Source organism: Variovorax sp. 01N425, assembly GCF_056399465.1.
Genome location: NZ_JBFTRJ010000002.1, coordinates 371468 through 390400, shown reverse-complemented (window position 1 = coordinate 390400; position 18933 = coordinate 371468). Strand labels below are relative to the sequence as shown.

Genomic DNA, 18933 nt, shown 5'->3' with positions numbered 1-18933 from the left:
GGAAAAATCACGCGGCGGCGCGCTGCGCCTCTTGCGGGTTGCGCCACTTGGCGAGCAGCTCGCTCCAGCGGGTGCGGGCCGCGGCGAGGTTGCGCTCCTTCACATGGCCGTAGCCGCGGATCTGCTCGGGCAGGCTTGCGATCTCCAGCGCCAGCGCATGGTTCTCGGCGCGAAGGCCAGCAATCACTTCCTCGATGCTCGCGCGGTACTCGCCGATCAGCGCGCGCTCGGTCCTGCGCTCCTCGGTGCGCCCGAAGACGTCCAGCGCCGTGCCGCGCAGGCCCTTGAGCCGGGCCAGCAGCCGGAAGCCGGAGAGCATCCAGGGGCCGAACTTCTGCTTCTGCAGCTGGCCCTTGGCGTTCTTCCTGGCGATGATGGGCGGCGCGAGGTGGTAGTTGAGCTTGAAGTCCTTGCCCACCTCGCCCTCGAACATGCCCTCGACCCGCGCGAGGAAGCTGCGGTCGGTGTGCAGCCGCGCCACCTCGTACTCGTCCTTGTAGGCCATGAGCTTGAACAGGTAGCGCGCCACCGTTTCGGCCAGCGCGCTCTTGCCGAGCGCCGATTCGGCCTGCCGGACCTTGTCCACGAACTGCCGGTATTCCTCGGCATAGGCCGCGTTCTGGTAGCCCGCGAGGAATTCGACGCGGCGCGCCACCAGGCTTTCGACGGTTTCGCGCTTCTTGAACTCGATCACCTGGCCCGGGCGCAGGCGCTTTTGCAGCTCGTCCGGGCGGACGGCCGCCTGGCGGCCCCAGGCGAAGGCGGCCTTGTTGTTCTCGACCGCCACCGCGTTGAGTTCGATGGCGCGCAGCAGCGACTCGAGCGCCAGCGGGATCCAGCCCTTTTGCCAGGCAAAGCCCAGCAGCATCGGGTTGGCATAGAGGCTGTCGCCCATCAGCGTGGTGGCCGCGGCATCGGCGTCGAAGGTGCCGAGCGCATCGGCGCCGATGGCGCGCGCGATCTGGCTGGCGCAGTCGTCCTGCGGGTTCACCCAGTTGGCGTTGCGCACGAAGGCGGCGGTGGGCGTGCTGTGCGTGTTGAGCGCCACGTGCGTGCGCCCCTCGCGCATACGCGCCAGGGTTTCGGCGTTGACGGCCACCAGCGGATCGGCCGCCAGAATGAGGTCGGCCGCGGCGGTGCCCACGCGCGTGGTGCGGATCGCGTCCTGCGACTGGCCGATCAGCGCATGGCTCCAGGTGGCGCCACCCTTTTGCGCGAGGCCGGCCGCGTCCTGCGTGACGATGCCCTTGCCCTCGATGTGCGCGGCCATGCCGAGCAGCTGGCCGATGGTGATGACGCCCGTGCCGCCGACGCCGGCCACCACGATGCCCCACACTTGGTCCTGCGCCAGCACCGGCACGGCCGGATCGGGCAGCGGACCGAGCGCGAGCGGCGAATCGGCCTTGTCCCTGGCCTTCTTCTTGAGCTGGCCGCCCTCGACCGTGACGAAGCTCGGGCAGAAGCCCTTCAGGCAGCTCATGTCCTTGTTGCAGCTGCTCTGGTTGATGGCGCGCTTGCGGCCGAACTCGGTTTCCAGCGGCTCGACCGACAGGCAGTTGCTCTGCACGCTGCAGTCGCCGCAGCCTTCGCAGACCAGCTCGTTGATGACCACGCGCTTGGCCGGATCGACGGCCGTGCCCCGCTTGCGGCGGCGGCGCTTCTCGGTGGCGCAGGTCTGGTCGTAGATGATGGCCGTGGTGCCGGCGATCTCGCGGAACTCGCGCTGGACCTCGTCGAGCAGGTCGCGGTGCTTGACCGCCACGTGGTCGCCCGGGATGTTCACGCCCTCGTATTTCTCGGGCTCGTCGGTCACGATGACGACCTTCTTGGCGCCCTCGGCATGCAGGCTCTCGGCAATCTGCAGCACCGAGTGGCCCTCGGGCCGCTCGCCGACCTGCTGGCCGCCGGTCATGGCGACGGCGTCGTTGTAGAGGATCTTGTAGGTGATGTTCACGCCGGCGGCGATGCTCTGGCGGATGGCGAGCAGGCCGCTGTGGAAGTAGGTGCCGTCGCCCAGGTTCGCGAAGATGTGCTGGTCGGTGGTGAAGGGCTGCTGGCCGACCCACGGCACGCCCTCGCCGCCCATCTGCGTGAAGCCGATGGTGGAGCGGTCCATCCAGGTGGCCATGAAGTGGCAGCCGATGCCGCCCATCGCGCGCGAGCCCTCGGGCACCACGGTGCTGGTGTTGTGCGGGCAGCCCGAGCAGAACCAGGGCTGGCGGTCGGCGCCCTGCACGCCGCCCACCTTGAGCACTTCCATCGAGCGCTCCTTGGCCTCGAGGATGGCCATCTGGGCGTCGATGCGCGCGCGCATGTCGGCGCCGGCCTGCTCCAGGATGCCGAGCTTGCGCAGGCGCTGCGCAATCGCCTTGGCGATCAGTGCCGGGTTCAGGTCGGCATTGGCGCGCAGCAGCGTGTTGGCCGTGGGGTTGGGCATGGCCCATTCGCCGCCGGAGAAGTCGCCGTCGAGCTCGTTGAACTTGCCGAGCACGGTGGGGCGCACGTCGGCGCGCCAGTTGTAGAGCTCTTCCTTCAGCTGGTATTCGATGACCTGGCGCTTTTCTTCGACCACCAGGATCTCCTGCAGCCCGGTGGCGAAGTCGCGCGTGAGCTGCGCCTCCAGCGGCCACACCACGCCCACCTTGTGCAGCCGGATGCCCAGCTGGCGGCAGGTGGCGTCGTCCAGGCCCAGGTCGATCAGGGCCTGGCGGGTGTCGTTGTAGGCCTTGCCGCTGGCCATGATGCCGAAGCGGTCGTTCGGGCCCTCGATCACGTTGTGGTTCAGGCGGTTGGCGCGGATGTAGGCGAGCGCGGCATACCACTTGTAGTGCATGAGCCGCGCTTCCTGCTCGAGCGCGTGGTCGGGCCAACGGATGTGCAGGCCGCCGGGCGGCATCTGGAAATCGGTGGGAATGACGATCTCGACGCGGTCCGGGTCGATCATCGCCGTGGCGCTCGACTCGACGATTTCCTGGATCGTCTTCATGCCCGACCAGATGCCCGAGAAGCGGCTCATCGCAAAGGCGTGGATGCCCAGGTCCAGGATTTCCTGCACGTTGGCCGGAAAGAACACCGGCGTGCCGCAGGCCTTGAAGATGTGGTCGCTCTGGTGCGCGGCCGTGCTGCTCTTGGAGATGTGGTCGTCGCCCGCGACCGCGATCACGCCGCCCCATTCGGTGGTGCCTGCCATGTTGGCGTGCTTGAAGACGTCGGAGCAGCGGTCCACGCCCGGGCCCTTGCCATACCAGATGCCGAAGACGCCGTCGAACCGGTTGGTGCCCGCGGGCGAGAAGCCCAGCTGCTGGGTGCCCCAGAGCGCGGTGGCGGCGAGCTCTTCGTTCACGCCGGGCTGGAAGACGATGTTCTGTTCCTTCAGGAACTTGCTGGCCTTCCATAGCGCCTGGTCGTAGCCGCCGAGCGGGGAGCCGCGATAGCCGCTGATGAAGCCCGCGGTGTTCTTGCCGGCCTGCTTGTCGCGCAGGCGCTGCAGCATCGGCAGCTTGACCAGCGCCTGGACGCCACTCATGAAGGCACGGCCGTAGTCGAGGCTGTATTTGTCGTCGAGCGTGACGGTTTCCAGCGCGCGGCGAATGTGCTCGGGCAGCGGTGCGTTCATGTTTGTCTGTCTCCGTGTGGCAGGGCCTTTTGGGCCTGGCTGATGGGTGTGGGTCTGTGCCCGGGTAGGGCGCGAGCCCATGGTCACGCAAAGTGTATGCCGGGGTGCGCGACAGGTGTTTGCGTTCTGTGCCCCAAAAAACCAGCTTCCAGGAAGAATCTTGCTTAATATCGCCCTCCATGGAAAGCATTGACAAGTTCGACCTCGCAATCCTGCAAGAACTGCAGGCCGACGGCCGCCTCACCAACGCCGAGCTTGCGCAGCGCGTGGGGCTCTCGGCCGCGCCCTGCTGGCGCCGCGTGCGCGCGCTGGAGGAGGTCGGCTTCATCAAGGGCTACCACGCCGAGATCGACCGCCACAAGATAGGGCTGGGCGTGCTCGCTTTCGTGCGCGTGGACACCGAGCGCGTCACCAACGATGCAACGCTGAAACTGGAGGATGCGATCCGCAAGCTGCCCGAGGTGGTGGCCTGCCACTACATCAGCGGCACCGGCACCTTCGAGCTGCAGGTGGTGGCGCAGGACCTGGACAGCTTCTCGGCCTTCGCGCGCCAGCACCTCATGAACCTGCCGAACGTGAAGGACCTGCACACCAGCTTCTCGCTGGGCGAGGTGAAGGCCAGCAGCGCCTGGCCGCTCGGGCACCTGGCACCCTAGAATTCCCGCCCACTCCACAGACACATCCCGCCGTCCGGCGGAACAAAGAGGAAGAGGTCCCCGCATGAACTCCATCCGCCGCGCCCTGGCGCTCGGCCTTGCCGCCGCCACGCTCGCCTTTGGCGCCCAGGCCCAGAACCGCGAACTCACCGTGGCCTCCAGCGCCACCTACGCGCCCTTCGCCTTCGAGAACAAGGACAAGCAGATCGTCGGCTTCGACATCGACATCATCAACGCCATTGCCAGGCAGCAGGGCCTGAAGATCAAGGTGGTGAACACGCCGTTCACCGGCATCTTCGGCGCGCTCAACAACGGCGACGTCGACCTCGTGATCTCGGGCGTGACCATCAACGAGAAGCGCAAGCAGAGCTACGACTTCACGCCGCCCTACTTCGCGGCGCGCCAGCTGATCGCGCTGCCCAAGGGCAGCACGGTGGCCTCGCTGAAGGACCTGGCCGGCAAGAAGATTGCCGTGGTGAGCGCCTCCACGGCCGACGACATCGCCTCGCGCGAGTTCGGCAAGACCAGCCCCAACATCCGCCGCTTCGAGAGCACGCCGCTCATCATTTCCGAGCTGGCCGGCGGCGGCGTCGATGCCGCCATGGGCGACAACGGCGTGATCGCCTACCGCGTGGCGCAGAACCCCGAGCTCAAGACGCTCGACGACAAGTCCTTCCCCGAGGAAGGCTTCGGCATCGTCGTGAAGAAGGGCGACAAGGCGCTGCTCGACAAGCTCACGGCCGGCCTGGCCGCGATCCGCGCGGACGGCAGCTACGCCGCCATCTACAAGAAGTGGTTCAACAAGGACCCGAACGCCCGATGAGCGCGCACTGCACGACCGCGCGAAAGCCCTAGATGGAGCAGCCGATCCTCTTGTTCGGATGGTTCCGCTGGGACATCCTGGTCGAATACAGGGACCTGTTCTGGCAGGGCGCCTGGATGACGCTGCGCATGACGGTGGTCTGCGTGCTGCTGGGTTCGAGCTGGGGCCTGTGCCTGGCGCTCGCGCGGCTCGCCCGGCCGCGCCATGCGCCCTGGAGCTGGATGGCGCGCTTCTTCCTGCGCTGGCCGGCCACGGTGTACGTGAGCTTCTTCCGCGGCACGCCTTTGTTCGTGCAGATCCTGCTGATCCACTTTGCGGTGATGCCGGTGTTCATCCATCCGGCGACCGGCCTCCTGATCAGCGGCGACCTGGCGCGCGAGCTCAAGCAGGAGCACGGCGCGCTGATCTCCGGCGTGGTGGCGCTCACGCTCAATTCGGCGGCCTACATCTCGGAGGTGTTCCGCGCCGGCATCCAGTCGATCTCGCGCGGGCAGTTCGATGCCGGCCGCTCGATCGGCTTCACGCCGCTGCAGGTGATGCGCTACGTGGTGCTGCCGCAGGCCTTCAGGCGCATGCTGCCGCCTCTCGGCAACAACGCGATCGCGCTGCTGAAAGACACCTCGCTGGTCTCGGCCATCGGCCTGGCCGAGCTGGCCTATGCGGCGCGCACGGTGGCCGGTGCCTATGCGCGCTACTGGGAGCCGTACCTCGCGATCTCGGTGGTGTACTGGGTGATGACGCTCGTGCTCACGACGATGCTGCGGCGGCTCGAACACCGCCTGGCACGCAGCGACAGGGGATAGGCACAATCGGGCGACATGCCGCCGATTTCGCCCGAAGAAACACCCATTCCCCCCGCCCGGCCGCAGCCGCCGAAGTTCGCGGCGCTCGAGCCGCTCAAGCTGCCCGTGTTCCGCATGCTGTGGAGCACCTGGCTCATCGCCAACATCTGCATGTGGATGAACGACGTGGCGGCGGCATGGATGATGACCTCGCTGACCACCTCGCCGATCTGGGTGGCGCTGGTGCAGTCGGCCTCCACCTTGCCGGTGTTCCTGCTGGGCCTGCCCAGCGGCGCGCTGGCCGACATCCTGGACCGCCGGCGCTGGCTGGTGGCCACGCAGTTCTGGCTCGCGGGCACGGCCATCGTGCTGTGCGCGGCCATCGCCATGGACCTGATGACCGCGCCGCTCTTGCTGGCGCTCACCTTTGCCAACGGCATCGGGCTGGCGCTGCGCTGGCCGGTGTTCTCGGCCATCGTGCCCGAGCTGGTGCCGCGGCCGCAATTGCCGGCGGCGCTGGGCCTGAACGGCATTGCGATGAACGCCTCGCGCATCATCGGCCCGCTCACGGCCGGCATGCTGATCGCCAGCGCGGGCAGCGTCTGGGTGTTTGCGCTCAACGCGGTGCTGTCGGTGGCCTCGGGCTTCGTGGTGCTGCGCTGGCGGCGCGAGCACACGCCCAATCCGCTGGGCCGCGAGAAGCTCATCAGCGCGATGCGCGTGGGCGTGCAGTTCGTCTGGCAGTCGCAGCGCATGCGCGCGGTGCTCTCGCGCATCACGATCTTCTTCTTCCACTCCACCGCGCTGCTCGCGCTGCTGCCGCTCTTGGCACGCAACCTCAAGGGCGGCGGCGCGGCCACCTTCACGCTGCTGCTGGCCGCCATGGGCGCGGGCGCGATCATCGCGGTGCTGTTCCTGCCGCGGCTGCGCCAGGCGCTCGGGCGCGACCAGCTGGTGCTGCGCGGCACGGTGCTGCAGTCGCTCGCCACCGCGGTGATGGCCTTCGCACCCAACGCCTGGGTGGCGGTGCCCGCGATGTTCTTCGGCGGCATGGCCTGGATCACGGTGGCCAACTCGCTCTCGGTGTCGGCGCAGCTCGCGCTGCCCGACTGGGTGCGCGCGCGCGGCATGTCGACCTACCAGATGGCGATCATGGGCGCGAGCGCGATCGGCGCGGCGCTCTGGGGCCAGGTGGCCACCGTCACCGACCTGCGCTCCAGCCTCGAGGTCGCCGCCGTGAGCGGCACCCTGCTGATGCTGGCGGCGCTGCGCTGGGTCACCGACGTCTCGGGCGAGGAAGCCGACATGAGCCCGGCGCGGGCCGGCTGGGCCGCGGGCCCGCCGGCGGAAACGCCGGAAGAAAACGGCCGCGTGGTCATCACCATCGAATACATGATCGACCCCGCGCGCGCGGCCGCCTTCCACCTGGTGATGCACCAGACCCGGCGCGCGCGCCTGGGCCAGGGCGCCATCGGCTGGGAACTGCTGCACGACATCGCGGAGCCGGGCCGCTACCTGGAAGAGATCGTGGACGAAAGCTGGACCGACCACCTGCGCCGCTTCAACCGCGCCACGGCCGCCGACATGGCGCTGCGCGAGCGGCGGCTGGCCTTCCACATCGGCGAATCGCCGCCGGTGGTGACGCGCTACGTGGTGAAGCGCTGAGCGGGCCTGCAACGGCTTCAGTGGAAGAACAACAGCCGCGTCAGGTAGGTGTGGCCGGCCTCCGCCGCCATCAGGCCGACCAGCACCAGCAGGCACAGCGGCGGCACCAGGATGGCATAGACCAGCGACAGCCGCTCCCAGGCCATGTGCATGAAGACCGCGACGATCAGCCCCGCCTTCAGCAGCATGAAGGTGACGATCAGCGTCCAGCGCAGGTAGCCCTGGAAATGGAAATAGTCGACCAGGTAGGACATCGTGCTGAGCACGAACAGCAGCCCCCAGATCTTGAGATAGAGGCTGATCGGATGCTGCTGGCCGGTGGCGGGGTTCATGGTCTTCTTCCTCCTCCTCACCAGAGATAGAACAGCGCAAAGATGAACACCCACACCAGGTCCACGAAGTGCCAGTACAGGCCGGCAATCTCGACGATCTGGTAGTTGCCGGACTTGTCGTAGTCGCCGCGCATCAGCTTGAAGGCCACGGTGAACAGGAAGACCACGCCGGCCGACACGTGCAGCCCATGGAAGCCCGTGATCATGAAGAAGGCCGAGCCGAACTGCGCCGCGCCCATCGGGTTGCCCCAGGGCCGCACGCCCTCCTCGAGGATCAGCTTGGACCACTCGAAGGCCTGCATGCCGACGAAGATTTCGCCGCAGGTCGCGGTCACGAGCATCAGCGTGGCGGCGTTCACGCGGTCGCGGCGGTAGGCGAAATTGACGGCCATCGCCATCGTGCCGCTGCTGCTGATGAGCACGAAGGTCATGATCGCGATCAGCAGCAGCGGAATGTCGGCGCCCCCCACATGGAGCGCGAACACCTCGCTCGGGTTGGGCCACGGCACGGTGGTCGAGGCGCGCACCGTCATGTAGCCGGTCAGGAAGCAGCTGAAGACGAAGGTGTCGCTGAGCAGGAAGATCCACATCATCGCCTTGCCCCACGAGACGTGGAACGCCTGGCGGTCGGAGGACCAGTCGGCGACCAGCCCGCGCCAGCCGGTGGCGGCGATGGCCTGCGGGTTCAGCGGCGCAGCGGCGGCGGTTGCGGTGTGGTTCATGGGACGCCTCCTCAGGATGTGCCGCAGATGAAGCGCGCCACCTCCGGCGTCACCCAGCCCAGCAGCGCGAACAGCACCAGCCACACCGCCAGCATGAAGTGCCAGTAGCGCGCGCACAGCGCGATGCGCCAGGCGGACCGGGCTGGATCGGGCCAGGCGGCGTGCGCCGTCCAGGCCCAGCCGACCAGCCCACCCATCAGGTGGAGCCCGTGCATGGCCGTCAGCAGGTAGAAGAAGCTGCCCGCCGGATTGCCGGCCGGCATCACCTGCGCGCCCAGCATCGCCTGCCAGGCCCACAGCTGCACGGCCAGGAAGCCGAATGCGAAGAGACCCCCCGCCAGCAGCAGGCGACGCGCCCGCATCGGGCCGGGACCGCGCGGTGCGCCGCTGGCCCGTTGCAGCGCCACGCTGCCCGCCACCAGCAATGCCGTGCTGAGCCAGAGCTGCCACGGCAGCGCGATGGTCATCGCATCGCCGCCGCTCATGCGCATCACATAGGCCACGATGAAGAGGGAGAACAACGCAGTCACCACGCCCATGAAGACCCACAGGCCGATGCCGGCCGCGCTCGCATGCGGATCGTGGGCGCGGCCATGGCCGCGGCCGGCACCGCGGATGCCCAAGGCGGCTCCTGAAATCATGCCGGTGCTCCCCGGACCTCGCCCTGGCCCTCCGGCTCGGGCTCCCCGGGCCCGGCTTCCGGCGGTGCGTTCTGCGCGATGAAATCCTCCGCCGCACCCGGCTCCCCATAGGCATAGGCCCACCGGTAGACCACCGGCAGCCGCGGTCCCCAGTTGCCGTGGCCCGGCGGCGTGGCGGGCGTCTGCCATTCGAGCGAGGCGGCGCGCCATGGATTGGCGTCGGCCGGCCGGCCGCGCCACGCGCTCCAGGCGAGATTGGCAATGAACAGCAACTGCGCCACGCCGACGATCAGCGCAACCACGGTGATGAAGGTGTTCAGGCTGAATGCCGAGGGCGGAATGAACGCATAGCCGTCGAAGTTGTAGTAGCGCCGCGGCATGCCCAGCACACCCAGGTAGTGCATCGGAAAATAGATCAGGTAGGTGCCGAGGAAGGTGATCCAGAAATGCAGGCGCCCGAGCCGGTCGTCGAGCATGCGGCCGGTGACCTTGGGGAACCAGTGGTAGATGCCGCCGAACACCACCAGGAGCGGCGCCACGCCCATCACCATGTGGAAGTGCGCCACCACGAAATACGTGCCCGACAGCGGGATGTCCACGCTCACGTTGCCGAGGAACAGGCCCGTGAGCCCGCCGATGAGGAAAGTGCACAGGAAGGCCAGCGCGAACAGCATCGGCACCGTCAGGTGGATGTCGCCGCGCCACAGCGTCAGGATCCAGTTGTAGACCTTGATCGCGGTGGGCACCGCGATGATCAGCGTGGTGGTCGCGAAGAAGAAGCCGAAGTACGGATTCATGCCGCTCACGAACATGTGGTGCGCCCACACCACCACGCTGAGCGCGCCGATGGCCACGATGGCCCACACCATCATGCGGTAGCCGAAGATGCACTTGCGCGCATGCACGCTGATCAGGTCCGAGACGATGCCGAAGGCCGGCAGCGCGACGATGTAGACCTCGGGATGGCCGAAGAACCAGAACAGGTGCTGGAACAGCAGCGGGCTGCCGCCCTTGTAGCCGGTCACCTGGCCCATCGACACCAGCGCCGGCATGAAGAAGCTGGTGCCCAGCGTCCGGTCGAGCAGCAGCATCACGCCGCTGACGAACAGCGCCGGAAAACCGAGCAGCGCGAGGATGGTGGCCACGAAGATGCCCCACACCGTGAGCGGCATGCGCAGCAGCGTCATGCCTTCGCAGCGCGCCTGCAGCACGGTGGTCACGTAGTTGAGGCCGCCCATCGTCGTTGCCACGATGAAGATGAGCAGCGACACCAGCATCAGCACGATGCCGCCCGCATGGCCCGGCGTGCCGGGCAGGATCGACTGCGGCGGATACAGCGTCCAGCCCGCGCCGGTGGGACCGCCCGCGACGAAGAAGCTCGCCACCAGGACCACCACCGACAGCAGGTAGACCCAGAAGCTCAGCATGTTGAGATAGGGAAAGACCATGTCCCGCGCGCCCACCATCAGCGGGATCAGGTAGTTGCCGAAGCCGCCGAGGAACAGCGCCGTGAGCAGGTAGATCACCATGATCATCCCGTGCATGGTCACGAACTGGTAATAGCGCTCGGCGTTGATGAACTCGAACTGGCCCGGAAAGCCGAGCTGCAGCCGCATCAGGTTGGACAGCACCACGCCCACCACGCCCACTGCGATGGCGGTGCAGGCGTACTGCACGGCGATCACCTTGTGGTCCTGGCTCCAGACGTAGCGGGTCAGGAAGCTCTGCGGCGCGGGGTGGTCGCCGCCGTCGGCGTGGGACGAGTTCATCGCGCAGCCTTCTGTTCGGCGGCAGCCTGCGCCGGCGGGCTGCCCAGACTCTGGATATAGGCCACCAGCGCGGCCAGTTCTTCATCGCTCAACTCGATCTTCGGCATGACCGGCGGGAAGCCCTTCACCTGGCGGGCCTGCGGATCGCGGATGAAGCTGCGCAGATAGGCTTCGTCGACCAGCGCGGTGCTGCCGTCCGCCATGGTTTCGGTCTTGCCGTGCAGGCCCTTCCAGGTCGGCCCGACGCGCGCGCTGCCGTCGACCGTGTGGCAGGCCACGCAGCCCTTGCTGTCCGCCAGCGCGCGCCCCTGCTGGACGCGTGCATCGCCGCCGGCCGCCGCGGCGCCGGCCGGGGCCTCGGGCGCCTTGGCCTGGGACTTGGCGAAGGTCGGCAGCGCCGCGTGCCAGGCCTTGTAGTTCTCCGGGTCTTCCACCACCACGTAGCCGCGCATGTTGGGATGGCCCACGCCGCACAGCTGCGCGCACAGCGCTTCGTAGCGGCCCGCGACGGTCGGCGTGAACCAGAAGCGGCTGACCTGTCCCGGCACCATGTTCATCCGGGCGCGGAAGTTCGGCACGAAGAAGTCGTGCAGCACGTCGTTCGAGCGCATCAGCACCAGCACCGGCTTGCCGAGCGGCAGGTGCACCTCGTTGCCGGCGATCAGGAGGTCGTCCTGGCCGGCCCGATCGGCGGGGTCGATGCCGAACGGATTGGTGGCGCTGACAAAGCGCGCATCGGTCGCGCCCAGCTTGCCGTCCTCGCCCGGGAAGCGGAAGCGCCATTGCCATTGCTGGCCCAGCACCTCGAGCACGAGGGCGTCGCGGGGCTCCCTGACATAGTTCGCGTACACCACGAGGCCGGGCGCCAGCAGCGCCATGATGCCGACGGTGGTGCCGCCGATCAGCCAGCGCTCGAGCTTCCTGTTCTCGGGCTCATGCGCCGCACGGCGTCCCTCGCGGTGGCGAAAGCGCACCAGCATGTAGGCGACGAACACGTTGATGGCAATGAAGAAGATCCCCGTGATCAGCAGCGTGATGGACAGGGTGTCGTCCATCGGCTGCCAGTTCGACGCAAGGGGCGTCGTCCACCACGGATTGAAGACGTGGAACAGCACCGAGCCGAGCACGATGAGCAGCAGGGCGACGGCCATGGTCATGTGCGCTCCTGCGGCTCGGCATGGTTTCCGGGCTCATGCGCGCGCTTCAGGGAAAGGCCGGGACTTGCGGCTCTTCGCCCTCGAACCGGGCTTCGGGATGCGCGGAGCGCAGCAGCGCCTCGATGTCCCGCACGCGCGAACGCGGCAAGTCCACCATCAGCAGGATCTGCCCCTGCGCGATGGCGCCCTCGAAACGTTGCAGCCTGGGGCTCGGGATCGAAATGCCGATCATGCTGGCCGACCAGGCGCCCACCACGCCGCCCAGGAGAGCCACCAGCACCGCCACTTCCCATTCGGGGCCGTCGCCGGTGATCGGGAACAGCAGCGCGGCCACGAGGCCGACGACGATGCCGCAGGCACTGCCGACCACCCACCCGGTCTTGGCTGCGTGGACGAGGTCCGAGGTCTGCCACACGTTGGCCGCATGGAGCCCGGCCATGTCCATGCCTTCCGGTCCGGCGAAATGAATGTGCGCGGCGTCGACGCGTGCCCACACCAGATCGTCCATTGCCCGCCTGGCGCTCGCCAGGTCCGGCATCAGCCAGTAGATGCGCCTCTTCATAGCGCCCCCTTTCGTCTTGCGACGAGTCAAGGAACCATGGATGACTTATATGCCCATGGAAGGCCGCCATCAAGTGGCCGCCGCATTTCACGCGGCAGCGGCATGGGGGTTATTGCCGAGCCATCTTTTTTTGACCGATTGGATAATTTAGCTCATCATCCCGCCCCTGTTGCCCGCCATCACGAGGTACGCCACGATGAACCCGCACCCCCTGCGCAGCCGCTTCTGGTCCGACCTGACCAGCGAAGAGTTCTCCCGCCTGGACCGCGAACGGCTGATCGCCGTGCTGCCGGTGGGCGCGACCGAGCAGCACGGCCCCCACCTGCCGATGTCGACCGACACCGCCACCATCGACGGCATGGTGCAGGCCGCGCTCCCGCACCTGCCGGGCGACCTGCCGGTGCTCTTCCTGCCCACCGTGGCCTACGGCAAGAGCAACGAGCATTCGCGCTACCCGGGCACGCTCACCGTCTCGGCCACCACGCTGATCGCGCTGTGGAAGGACATCGGCGCCTGCGTGGCGAAGGCCGGCGTGCGCAAGCTGGTGCTCTACAACAGCCACGGCGGGCAGATGAGCGTGATGGACATCGTGGCACGCGACCTGCGCGAGGAGCGCGGCATGATGGTCGTGGCCGCCAACTGGTACACGCTGGGCCTGCCCGAAGGGCTCTTCACCGCGCACGAGGGCAAGCACGGCATCCATGCCGGCGATCTCGAAAGCTCGGTCATGCTGCACCTTGCGCCGAACGACGTGCGTCCCGACCAGTTCCGCAACTTCCGCTCGATGACCGAAGACCTCGCCGCCGAGAACCAATTCCTCTCGATCACGCCCAGCGGCAAGCTCGGCTGGCAGATGCACGACATCAACCCCGCGGGCGCGGCCGGCGACGCCACGCGCGCCACCGCCGAGAAGGGCGCCGCGGTGCTCGACCACGTGGGGCGGCGCTTCGTGGAGCTGCTGCAGGAGGTGGACCGCTTCCCGCTGTCGCGCCTCGCCAACGAACCTGCCTGGCGCTAGGCTCGCAGCCACCATGGAAAGCTTCGCGACCTCTTCTTCGCCGCTGGTCAGCCTGCGTCATGTCAGCAAGCGCTTTGCCAACGGCACGCTCGCGCTGCAGGGCATGACGCTGGACATCGGCGAGCACGACTTCATCAGCTTTCTCGGCCCCTCGGGCTGCGGCAAGAGCACCGCGCTCAGGCTGATCGCCGGCCTGACCCGGCTCAGCTCGGGCGAGATGCAATGGTCCGGCGCCAACACCAGCAAGACACAGAGCGACCGCGACCTGGGCTTCGTGTTCCAGGAGCCCACGCTCATGCCCTGGGCCAAGGTGTTCGACAACGTCTGGCTGCCGCTCAAGCTCGCGGGCCAGAGCCGCGATGCGGCCGCGCCGGTGGTGCAGCAGGCCCTCGAGATGGTCGGCCTCTCGCGCTTCGCGGGCGTGTACCCGCGCGAGCTTTCGGGCGGCATGAAGATGCGCGTGTCGATCGCGCGCGCGCTGGTCACGCATCCGCGCCTCTTGCTGATGGACGAGCCCTTTGCCGCGCTCGACGAGATGACGCGCATCAAGCTCAACAACGACCTGCTCGCGATCTGGCGCGAGCACCGCTTCTCGGTGGTGTTCGTCACGCACAGCGTCTACGAGTCGGTGTACCTCTCGGACCGCATCGTGGTGATGGCCGCGCGCCCGGGCCGCGTGATCGAGGAGATCGGCATCGACGAGCCCTATCCGCGCGGCGAGGAATTCCGCACCTCGAGCCGCTACAACGTGCACTGCACCGCCGTGTCGCAATCCCTGCATGGAGCCCTGCATGGCGTCGACATCGATCACTGATGAGCCCGCCGCGCTCGCGGACGCGGACACGGCGCCCTCCGAGGCCGCGCTGCGCGCACACGAAGACGGCTTGCGCCGGCGCGAATCGATGCTGCGCATCGCGGTGCCTGCGGGCATCGTCATTGCGCTGCTGCTGGCCTGGGAATGGATGGTGCGCGCCAACAACATCCCGCACTACATCCTGCCCGCGCCTTCGCTCATTCTTCGCACGCTGTTCGACAACTGGGGCTCGCTCTCCAGCGCGCTGTGGTTCACGGTGAAGCTCACGCTGCTCGCGCTCGGCGCGGCCATCGTGGGCGGCGTGCTGCTGGCGATTGCCTTCGCGCTCTTCAAGTGGGTCGAGATCGGCCTGTTCCCGATCGCCGTGATCCTGCAGGTGACGCCGATCATCGCGATCGCGCCGCTCATATTGATCTACGTGTCGAGCACCACCGCGGCGCTTCTGCTGTGCGCGTGGATCGTGGCCTTCTTCCCGATCCTGTCGAACACCGTCATCGGCCTGAAAAGCGCCGACAGCAACCTGCGCGATCTGTTCCAGCTCTACAAGGCCTCGCCGTGGCAGACCTTCCGCTACCTGCTCGCGCCCAGCGCGCTGCCCTACTTCATGGCGGGACTGAAGATCGCGGGCGGGCTGAGCCTGATCGGCGCGGTGGTGGCGGAGTTCACGGCCGGCACCGCGGGCAAGGAAACGGGCCTGGCCTCGCGCATCCTCGAATCGAGCTTCCGCACCGAGATCCCGATGATGTTCGCGGCGCTGCTGCTGGTGTCCCTGCTCGGCATCGTGATCTTCATCGTGTTCGCGGCACTGTCGCGTCTCGTGCTCGGCCACTGGCATGAAAGCGAGATGCGCCGTGAACGCTAGGGCCATGCACGCCGCCACCGACTGGGAGGCCGTGCGCGCCGATCTGCGCGGGCTCAACCTGATCACCGCGCCGGCCCAGCGCAAGCAGCTGTCCAAGGACTTCTACTGGTACAGCCCCATCCTCAGCGCGCAGCTCGCGGGCTGCGTGGCCGACCTCGTCGTCAAGGTCAGCACCGAGGACGACGTGCGCCAGGCGGCCGCCGTGGCCGCCAAGTGGAAGCTGCCGCTCACCGTGCGCGCCGGGGGCACCGGCAACTACGGCCAGTGCGTGCCGCTCGAAGGCGGCATCGTGCTCGACGTGACGCAGATGTGCCGCGTGCTCGACATCCAGGATGGCCGCATGCGCGTGGAGGCCGGCGCGCGCATGCACGACATCGACCTTGCGGCGCGCGAAACCGGCCAGGCGCTGCGCATGTGGCCTTCGACCTGGCACGTGGCCACCATCGGCGGCTTCATCGCGGGCGGCTTCGGCGGCATCGGCTCGTTCCGCCACGGCATCCTGCGCGACCCCGGCAACCTGCTGCGCGCGCGCGTGATGACGGTGGAGCGCGAGCCGCGCATCATCGAACTGCACGGCGACGAGATCCAGCAGGTGCACCACGCCTACGGCACCAATGGCGTGATCCTCGACGTGGAAGTGGCGCTGAGTCCGGCGGTCGAGTGGGTGCACTGCACGGTGCTGTTCGAGACGTACCGCGGCGCGCTCGATTTCGGCATTGCGGCGCAGGCGCCGGCGCTCGACATCTTTTTGCTCTCCACGGTCGAGGCCCGCTTCTCACCCTACTACACGGCGATGCGCGACCGCTTTCCGCGCGACCGGCATGCCGCGTTCGCGATGGTCTCGCCCGATTCGATGGCCGGGTTCCGCGCGCTGGCCGCCGCGCATGGCGGCACCCTCTCCGTCGCCGGTACCGAGCCCGAACTGCTTGCCGAGGGCCTTCCGCCCGCGTACGAATGCGCGTTCAACCACACGACGCTGCAGGCGCTCAAGGCCGACCGCGGCTGGACCTACCTGCAGGTGGCCTACGCCCAGCCCTTCGACCCGGCGGTGGTCGAGCGCCATCTGCAAATCTTCGGCGACGAGGTGCTGCAGCACCAGGACTTCGCACGCGCCGGCGGCGAATGCGGCACCTTCGGCATCCTGCTGGTGCGCTGGAAGGGCGAAGCCCACCAGTACGAGGTGATCCGCGAGATCGAGTCGCAGGGCGGCTGCAAGATCTTCAATCCGCATGTCGTGACCATCGAGGACGGCGGCATGAAGACCATCGACACGCAGCAGATCGAGTTCAAGAAGCGCAGCGATCCGATGGGGCTCATGAACCCCGGCAAGACGCGTGGCTGGACTTCCGAGATGGCTGTCGAGCGTTGAAATGAAGCGTCGCCCTGTCTTTCGTCGCGTTGATTTCGAGGGCTGCTATTCAGGGCGCGCTCCCGCCGACGGGGTACCTTGCTCCGCGAATGTCCTCCGGCCTTCGGCCTCCCCCTTGATTTCGCTGCGCAAGGCACCCCATCGACGGGAGCGTTGTACAGAGCGGTCGTTGATCGGCCAGCACCAGAGCCGCGCCCATCGTGCACAGGGCATCGGGTGCTCCCCGCAGCGAAATCAAGGAGGAGGCCGCAGGCCGGGGGACATTCGCGGAGGGGAGTACCCGGTGGCCTGTGCACGCACCACGAACAACAGCGCTTGCCATCGAACAATGGCCAAGCCGACATGAAAATACCCCGTCGAATTCACACCAGGAGTCCACTGCCATGCACGTTCCCGCTCTGACCATCCGTCCGCTCGCCCTAGCCCTGGCCCTCGCGGCCGCCGCCTTCGCCGCACAGGCGCAGGAAAAAGTGGTGTTCGCCACCAATTGGAAGGCGCAGGCCGGCCACGGCGGCTTCTACCAGGCGCTGGTGGACGGCACCTACAAGAAGTATGGCCTCGACGTCGACATCCAGCAGGGCGGACCCATGGTCAACAACCGGCCCATGCTGCCGGCCGGCAAGATCGACTTCCTCATGACCGGCAACCTGCTTCAGTCCTTCGACAACGTGAAGAACGGCGTGCCCACCGTCGTGGTCGCGGCCTTCTTCCAGAAAGACCCACAGGCCATGTTCGCCCATCCGGGACAGGGCTTCGACACCTTCAAGGACATGGCCAAGGCGCCCGTGGCCTTCATCGGCAAGGATGGCCAGTTCAGCTTCTGGCAGTGGATGAAATCGGAGCACGGCTTCAAGGATTCGCAGCTCAAGCCCTACACCTTCAACGTCGGCCCGTTCCTGGCCGACAAGAAGTCCATCCAGCAGGGCTACGCCATCTCCGAGCCGCTCTCGATCAAGGCGCAGGCCGGCTTCGACCCGGTGGTGCAGCTGCTGGCCGACAACGGCTTCTCGACCTACTCGACCACCATCGAGACGCGCGCCGACCTCGTCAAGACCAAGCCCGAGACCGTGCGCAAGTTCGTCGAGGCCTCGATCATCGGCTGGAACAACTACCTCTACGGCGACAACAAGGCCGCCAACGAGATGATCGCCAAGATCAACCCCGACTCGCCCGTCGCCGCGTCCCAAGGCTCCATCGAACTCATGAAGAAGATGGGCATCGTCGACAGCGGCGAATCGCTCACCAAGGGCATCGGCGCAATGGACGAGGCCCGCGTGAAGGACTTCTACGACAAGATGGTGAAGGCCGGCCTCTACAAGCCGGGCGAGGTCGACCTCTCGAAGGTCGTCACCACGCAGTTCGTCAACAAGGGCGTCGGCCTCGACATCCGCAAGAAGCTCGCCGGCAAGTAAGCACACCGTCTTTTCCCGTGGGCCGCGCGGGGCTTGCGCCGGGGTCAGATGCCGGCGCCTGGGTTGCCATAAGGCACTGCGCGGCTCTTCATTCCCTGGGCTCTGACCCCGTCTCGCCGAACCGGCGAACCGGCCCTCCTCATGAAAACGCTCGTCGTCCACTGCCATCCGAACCCTGACAGCTTCAACCACGCGCTCTACCGCACCGCCCTCGAGGCCCTCGAGCCGCGGCACCCCGTCAAGGCCATCGATCTCTACGCCGAAGGCTTCGAGCCCACGCTCACGCGCGAAGAGCGCATCGCCTACCTCGACAACCCCGAACTGATCCGCGAACGCGTGAAGCCGCATGTCGAAGCGCTGCTGTGGGCCGAGCACCTGGTGTTCGTCTATCCCACCTGGTTCCATGGACCGCCGTCGATGCTCAAGGGCTGGCTCGAGCGCGTGTGGCTGCCGGGCGTGGCCTTCCTGCCGGCAGAGCGCAAGGGACAGCTCGCGAGGTCGGGCATGCGGCACATTCGGCGGCTGACGGTGGTGACCACGGGCGGCTCGCCGCGCTGGTTCGTGATGCTCATCGGCGACCCGGGCCGGCGGCTCTTCACGCGCGCGCTGCGGGCGCTGTTCGCATGGCGCTGCAAGGTCACGTGGCTGCAGCTGCACGACATGAACGCGGTCACCGCGCGCGACCGCACCCATTTCATCGAACGCGTTGCGCGCAAGCTGCAGAGCATCTAGC

17 protein-coding genes are annotated in these 18933 nt (G+C 67.5%); 10 read left to right on the top strand and 7 right to left on the bottom strand.

The genetic code is table 11. The features are described 5' to 3' along the window. Positions 1–7: 7 nt before the first annotated feature. A complete protein-coding gene (locus AC1DSC_RS04930; RefSeq protein WP_369663777.1) occupies positions 8–3616 on the bottom strand; it encodes an indolepyruvate ferredoxin oxidoreductase family protein in 3609 nt (1202 codons plus the stop codon). Positions 3617–3795: 179 nt separating this feature from the next. On the opposite strand from AC1DSC_RS04930, the gene AC1DSC_RS04925 reads away from it, so the two are divergent. The 4 genes from AC1DSC_RS04925 to AC1DSC_RS04910 all read left to right on the top strand — a co-directional run bounded on the left by AC1DSC_RS04925 (position 3796) and on the right by AC1DSC_RS04910 (position 7542). Next, positions 3796–4272 carry an Lrp/AsnC family transcriptional regulator gene (locus AC1DSC_RS04925; protein WP_369663778.1) on the top strand — a complete coding sequence of 159 codons (477 nt, stop codon included), beginning with the start codon at positions 3796–3798 and terminating at the stop codon, positions 4270–4272. Positions 4273–4336: 64 nt separating this feature from the next. Next, positions 4337–5095 (top strand): basic amino acid ABC transporter substrate-binding protein, encoded by a 759-nt coding sequence (locus tag AC1DSC_RS04920; RefSeq protein WP_369663779.1) that lies wholly within the window; start codon positions 4337–4339, stop codon positions 5093–5095. A gap of 32 nt (positions 5096–5127) precedes the next feature. Beyond that, complete coding sequence (locus tag AC1DSC_RS04915) at positions 5128–5898, top strand: amino acid ABC transporter permease (RefSeq protein WP_062364030.1); 771 nt, start codon at positions 5128–5130, stop codon at positions 5896–5898. Positions 5899–5913: 15 nt separating this feature from the next. Further along, positions 5914–7542 carry an MFS transporter gene (locus AC1DSC_RS04910; protein ID WP_369663780.1) on the top strand — a complete coding sequence of 543 codons (1629 nt, stop codon included), beginning with the start codon at positions 5914–5916 and terminating at the stop codon, positions 7540–7542. A gap of 17 nt (positions 7543–7559) precedes the next feature. Here AC1DSC_RS04910 and AC1DSC_RS04905 read toward each other — a convergent pair whose 3' ends face one another. Genes AC1DSC_RS04905 through AC1DSC_RS04880 form a run of 6 tightly spaced genes read right to left on the bottom strand, consistent with a single transcriptional unit; the run spans position 7560 to position 12725 of the window. Continuing rightward, a complete protein-coding gene (locus AC1DSC_RS04905) occupies positions 7560–7874 on the bottom strand; it encodes a cytochrome C oxidase subunit IV family protein (protein ID WP_015867865.1) in 315 nt (104 codons plus the stop codon). Between the two features lie 17 nt (positions 7875–7891). Continuing rightward, a complete protein-coding gene (locus AC1DSC_RS04900) occupies positions 7892–8596 on the bottom strand; it encodes a heme-copper oxidase subunit III family protein (RefSeq protein WP_015867866.1) in 705 nt (234 codons plus the stop codon). Positions 8597–8607: 11 nt separating this feature from the next. Further along, on the bottom strand, positions 8608–9237 hold the full coding sequence (locus tag AC1DSC_RS04895; protein WP_369663781.1) for a cytochrome c oxidase subunit 3 family protein: 630 nt from the start codon (positions 9235–9237) through the stop codon (positions 8608–8610). After that, positions 9234–11006: a cytochrome c oxidase subunit I gene (gene ctaD, locus AC1DSC_RS04890; protein WP_369663782.1), complete on the bottom strand. Its 1773-nt coding sequence runs from the start codon at positions 11004–11006 to the stop codon at positions 9234–9236. Before ctaD ends, AC1DSC_RS04895 begins: the two co-directional genes overlap by 4 nt. Further along, entirely contained in the window at positions 11003–12163 is a 1161-nt protein-coding gene (locus AC1DSC_RS04885) for a cytochrome c oxidase subunit II (RefSeq protein WP_369663783.1), read from the bottom strand. The genes ctaD and AC1DSC_RS04885 overlap by 4 nt, the downstream gene beginning before the upstream one ends. A 46-nt stretch (positions 12164–12209) precedes the next feature. Continuing rightward, positions 12210–12725, bottom strand: coding sequence for a DUF1269 domain-containing protein (locus AC1DSC_RS04880; RefSeq protein WP_369663784.1), 516 nt, complete (start codon positions 12723–12725; stop codon positions 12210–12212). A 196-nt stretch (positions 12726–12921) separates the two neighbouring features. Between AC1DSC_RS04880 and AC1DSC_RS04875 the strand changes: the two genes are divergently transcribed. The 6 genes from AC1DSC_RS04875 to AC1DSC_RS04850 all read left to right on the top strand — a co-directional run bounded on the left by AC1DSC_RS04875 (position 12922) and on the right by AC1DSC_RS04850 (position 18932). After that, a complete protein-coding gene (locus tag AC1DSC_RS04875; protein ID WP_369663785.1) occupies positions 12922–13743 on the top strand; it encodes a creatininase family protein in 822 nt (273 codons plus the stop codon). A gap of 13 nt (positions 13744–13756) precedes the next feature. Next, on the top strand, positions 13757–14557 hold the full coding sequence (locus AC1DSC_RS04870) for an ABC transporter ATP-binding protein (RefSeq protein WP_369663786.1): 801 nt from the start codon (positions 13757–13759) through the stop codon (positions 14555–14557). After that, complete coding sequence (locus AC1DSC_RS04865) at positions 14535–15419, top strand: ABC transporter permease (protein ID WP_015867873.1); 885 nt, start codon at positions 14535–14537, stop codon at positions 15417–15419. Before AC1DSC_RS04870 ends, AC1DSC_RS04865 begins: the two co-directional genes overlap by 23 nt. A 4-nt stretch (positions 15420–15423) precedes the next feature. Then, on the top strand, positions 15424–16788 hold the full coding sequence (locus AC1DSC_RS04860; protein ID WP_436288209.1) for an FAD-binding oxidoreductase: 1365 nt from the start codon (positions 15424–15426) through the stop codon (positions 16786–16788). Positions 16789–17171: 383 nt separating this feature from the next. After that, the gene (locus tag AC1DSC_RS04855; protein ID WP_369663788.1) at positions 17172–18200 is read left to right on the top strand and encodes an ABC transporter substrate-binding protein; all 1029 of its coding nucleotides are present in this window, start codon (positions 17172–17174) and stop codon (positions 18198–18200) included. A 141-nt stretch (positions 18201–18341) separates the two neighbouring features. Continuing rightward, positions 18342–18932 (top strand): NAD(P)H-dependent oxidoreductase, encoded by a 591-nt coding sequence (locus tag AC1DSC_RS04850; protein ID WP_369663789.1) that lies wholly within the window; start codon positions 18342–18344, stop codon positions 18930–18932. Position 18933 lies beyond the last annotated feature (1 nt).

Excerpts from the sequence above, each read along its gene's own strand:
- AC1DSC_RS04900 (WP_015867866.1), bottom strand. The coding sequence starts at position 8,596 with ATGAACCACACCGCAACCGCCGCCGCTGCGCCGCTGAACCCGCAGGCC.
- AC1DSC_RS04860 (WP_436288209.1), top strand. The coding sequence starts at position 15,424 with ATGCACGCCGCCACCGACTGGGAGGCCGTGCGCGCCGATCTGCGCGGG.
- AC1DSC_RS04925 (WP_369663778.1), top strand. The coding sequence starts at position 3,796 with ATGGAAAGCATTGACAAGTTCGACCTCGCAATCCTGCAAGAACTGCAG.
- AC1DSC_RS04915 (WP_062364030.1), top strand. The coding sequence starts at position 5,128 with ATGGAGCAGCCGATCCTCTTGTTCGGATGGTTCCGCTGGGACATCCTG.
- AC1DSC_RS04930 (WP_369663777.1), bottom strand. The coding sequence starts at position 3,616 with ATGAACGCACCGCTGCCCGAGCACATTCGCCGCGCGCTGGAAACCGTC.
- AC1DSC_RS04905 (WP_015867865.1), bottom strand. The coding sequence starts at position 7,874 with ATGAACCCCGCCACCGGCCAGCAGCATCCGATCAGCCTCTATCTCAAG.
- AC1DSC_RS04870 (WP_369663786.1), top strand. The coding sequence starts at position 13,757 with ATGGAAAGCTTCGCGACCTCTTCTTCGCCGCTGGTCAGCCTGCGTCAT.
- AC1DSC_RS04920 (WP_369663779.1), top strand. The coding sequence starts at position 4,337 with ATGAACTCCATCCGCCGCGCCCTGGCGCTCGGCCTTGCCGCCGCCACG.
- AC1DSC_RS04895 (WP_369663781.1), bottom strand. The coding sequence starts at position 9,237 with ATGATTTCAGGAGCCGCCTTGGGCATCCGCGGTGCCGGCCGCGGCCAT.
- AC1DSC_RS04855 (WP_369663788.1), top strand. The coding sequence starts at position 17,172 with ATGCACGTTCCCGCTCTGACCATCCGTCCGCTCGCCCTAGCCCTGGCC.
- AC1DSC_RS04885 (WP_369663783.1), bottom strand. The coding sequence starts at position 12,163 with ATGACCATGGCCGTCGCCCTGCTGCTCATCGTGCTCGGCTCGGTGCTG.
- AC1DSC_RS04875 (WP_369663785.1), top strand. The coding sequence starts at position 12,922 with ATGAACCCGCACCCCCTGCGCAGCCGCTTCTGGTCCGACCTGACCAGC.
- AC1DSC_RS04850 (WP_369663789.1), top strand. The coding sequence starts at position 18,342 with ATGAAAACGCTCGTCGTCCACTGCCATCCGAACCCTGACAGCTTCAAC.
- ctaD (WP_369663782.1), bottom strand. The coding sequence starts at position 11,006 with ATGAACTCGTCCCACGCCGACGGCGGCGACCACCCCGCGCCGCAGAGC.
- AC1DSC_RS04910 (WP_369663780.1), top strand. The coding sequence starts at position 5,914 with ATGCCGCCGATTTCGCCCGAAGAAACACCCATTCCCCCCGCCCGGCCG.
- AC1DSC_RS04865 (WP_015867873.1), top strand. The coding sequence starts at position 14,535 with ATGGCGTCGACATCGATCACTGATGAGCCCGCCGCGCTCGCGGACGCG.
- AC1DSC_RS04880 (WP_369663784.1), bottom strand. The coding sequence starts at position 12,725 with ATGAAGAGGCGCATCTACTGGCTGATGCCGGACCTGGCGAGCGCCAGG.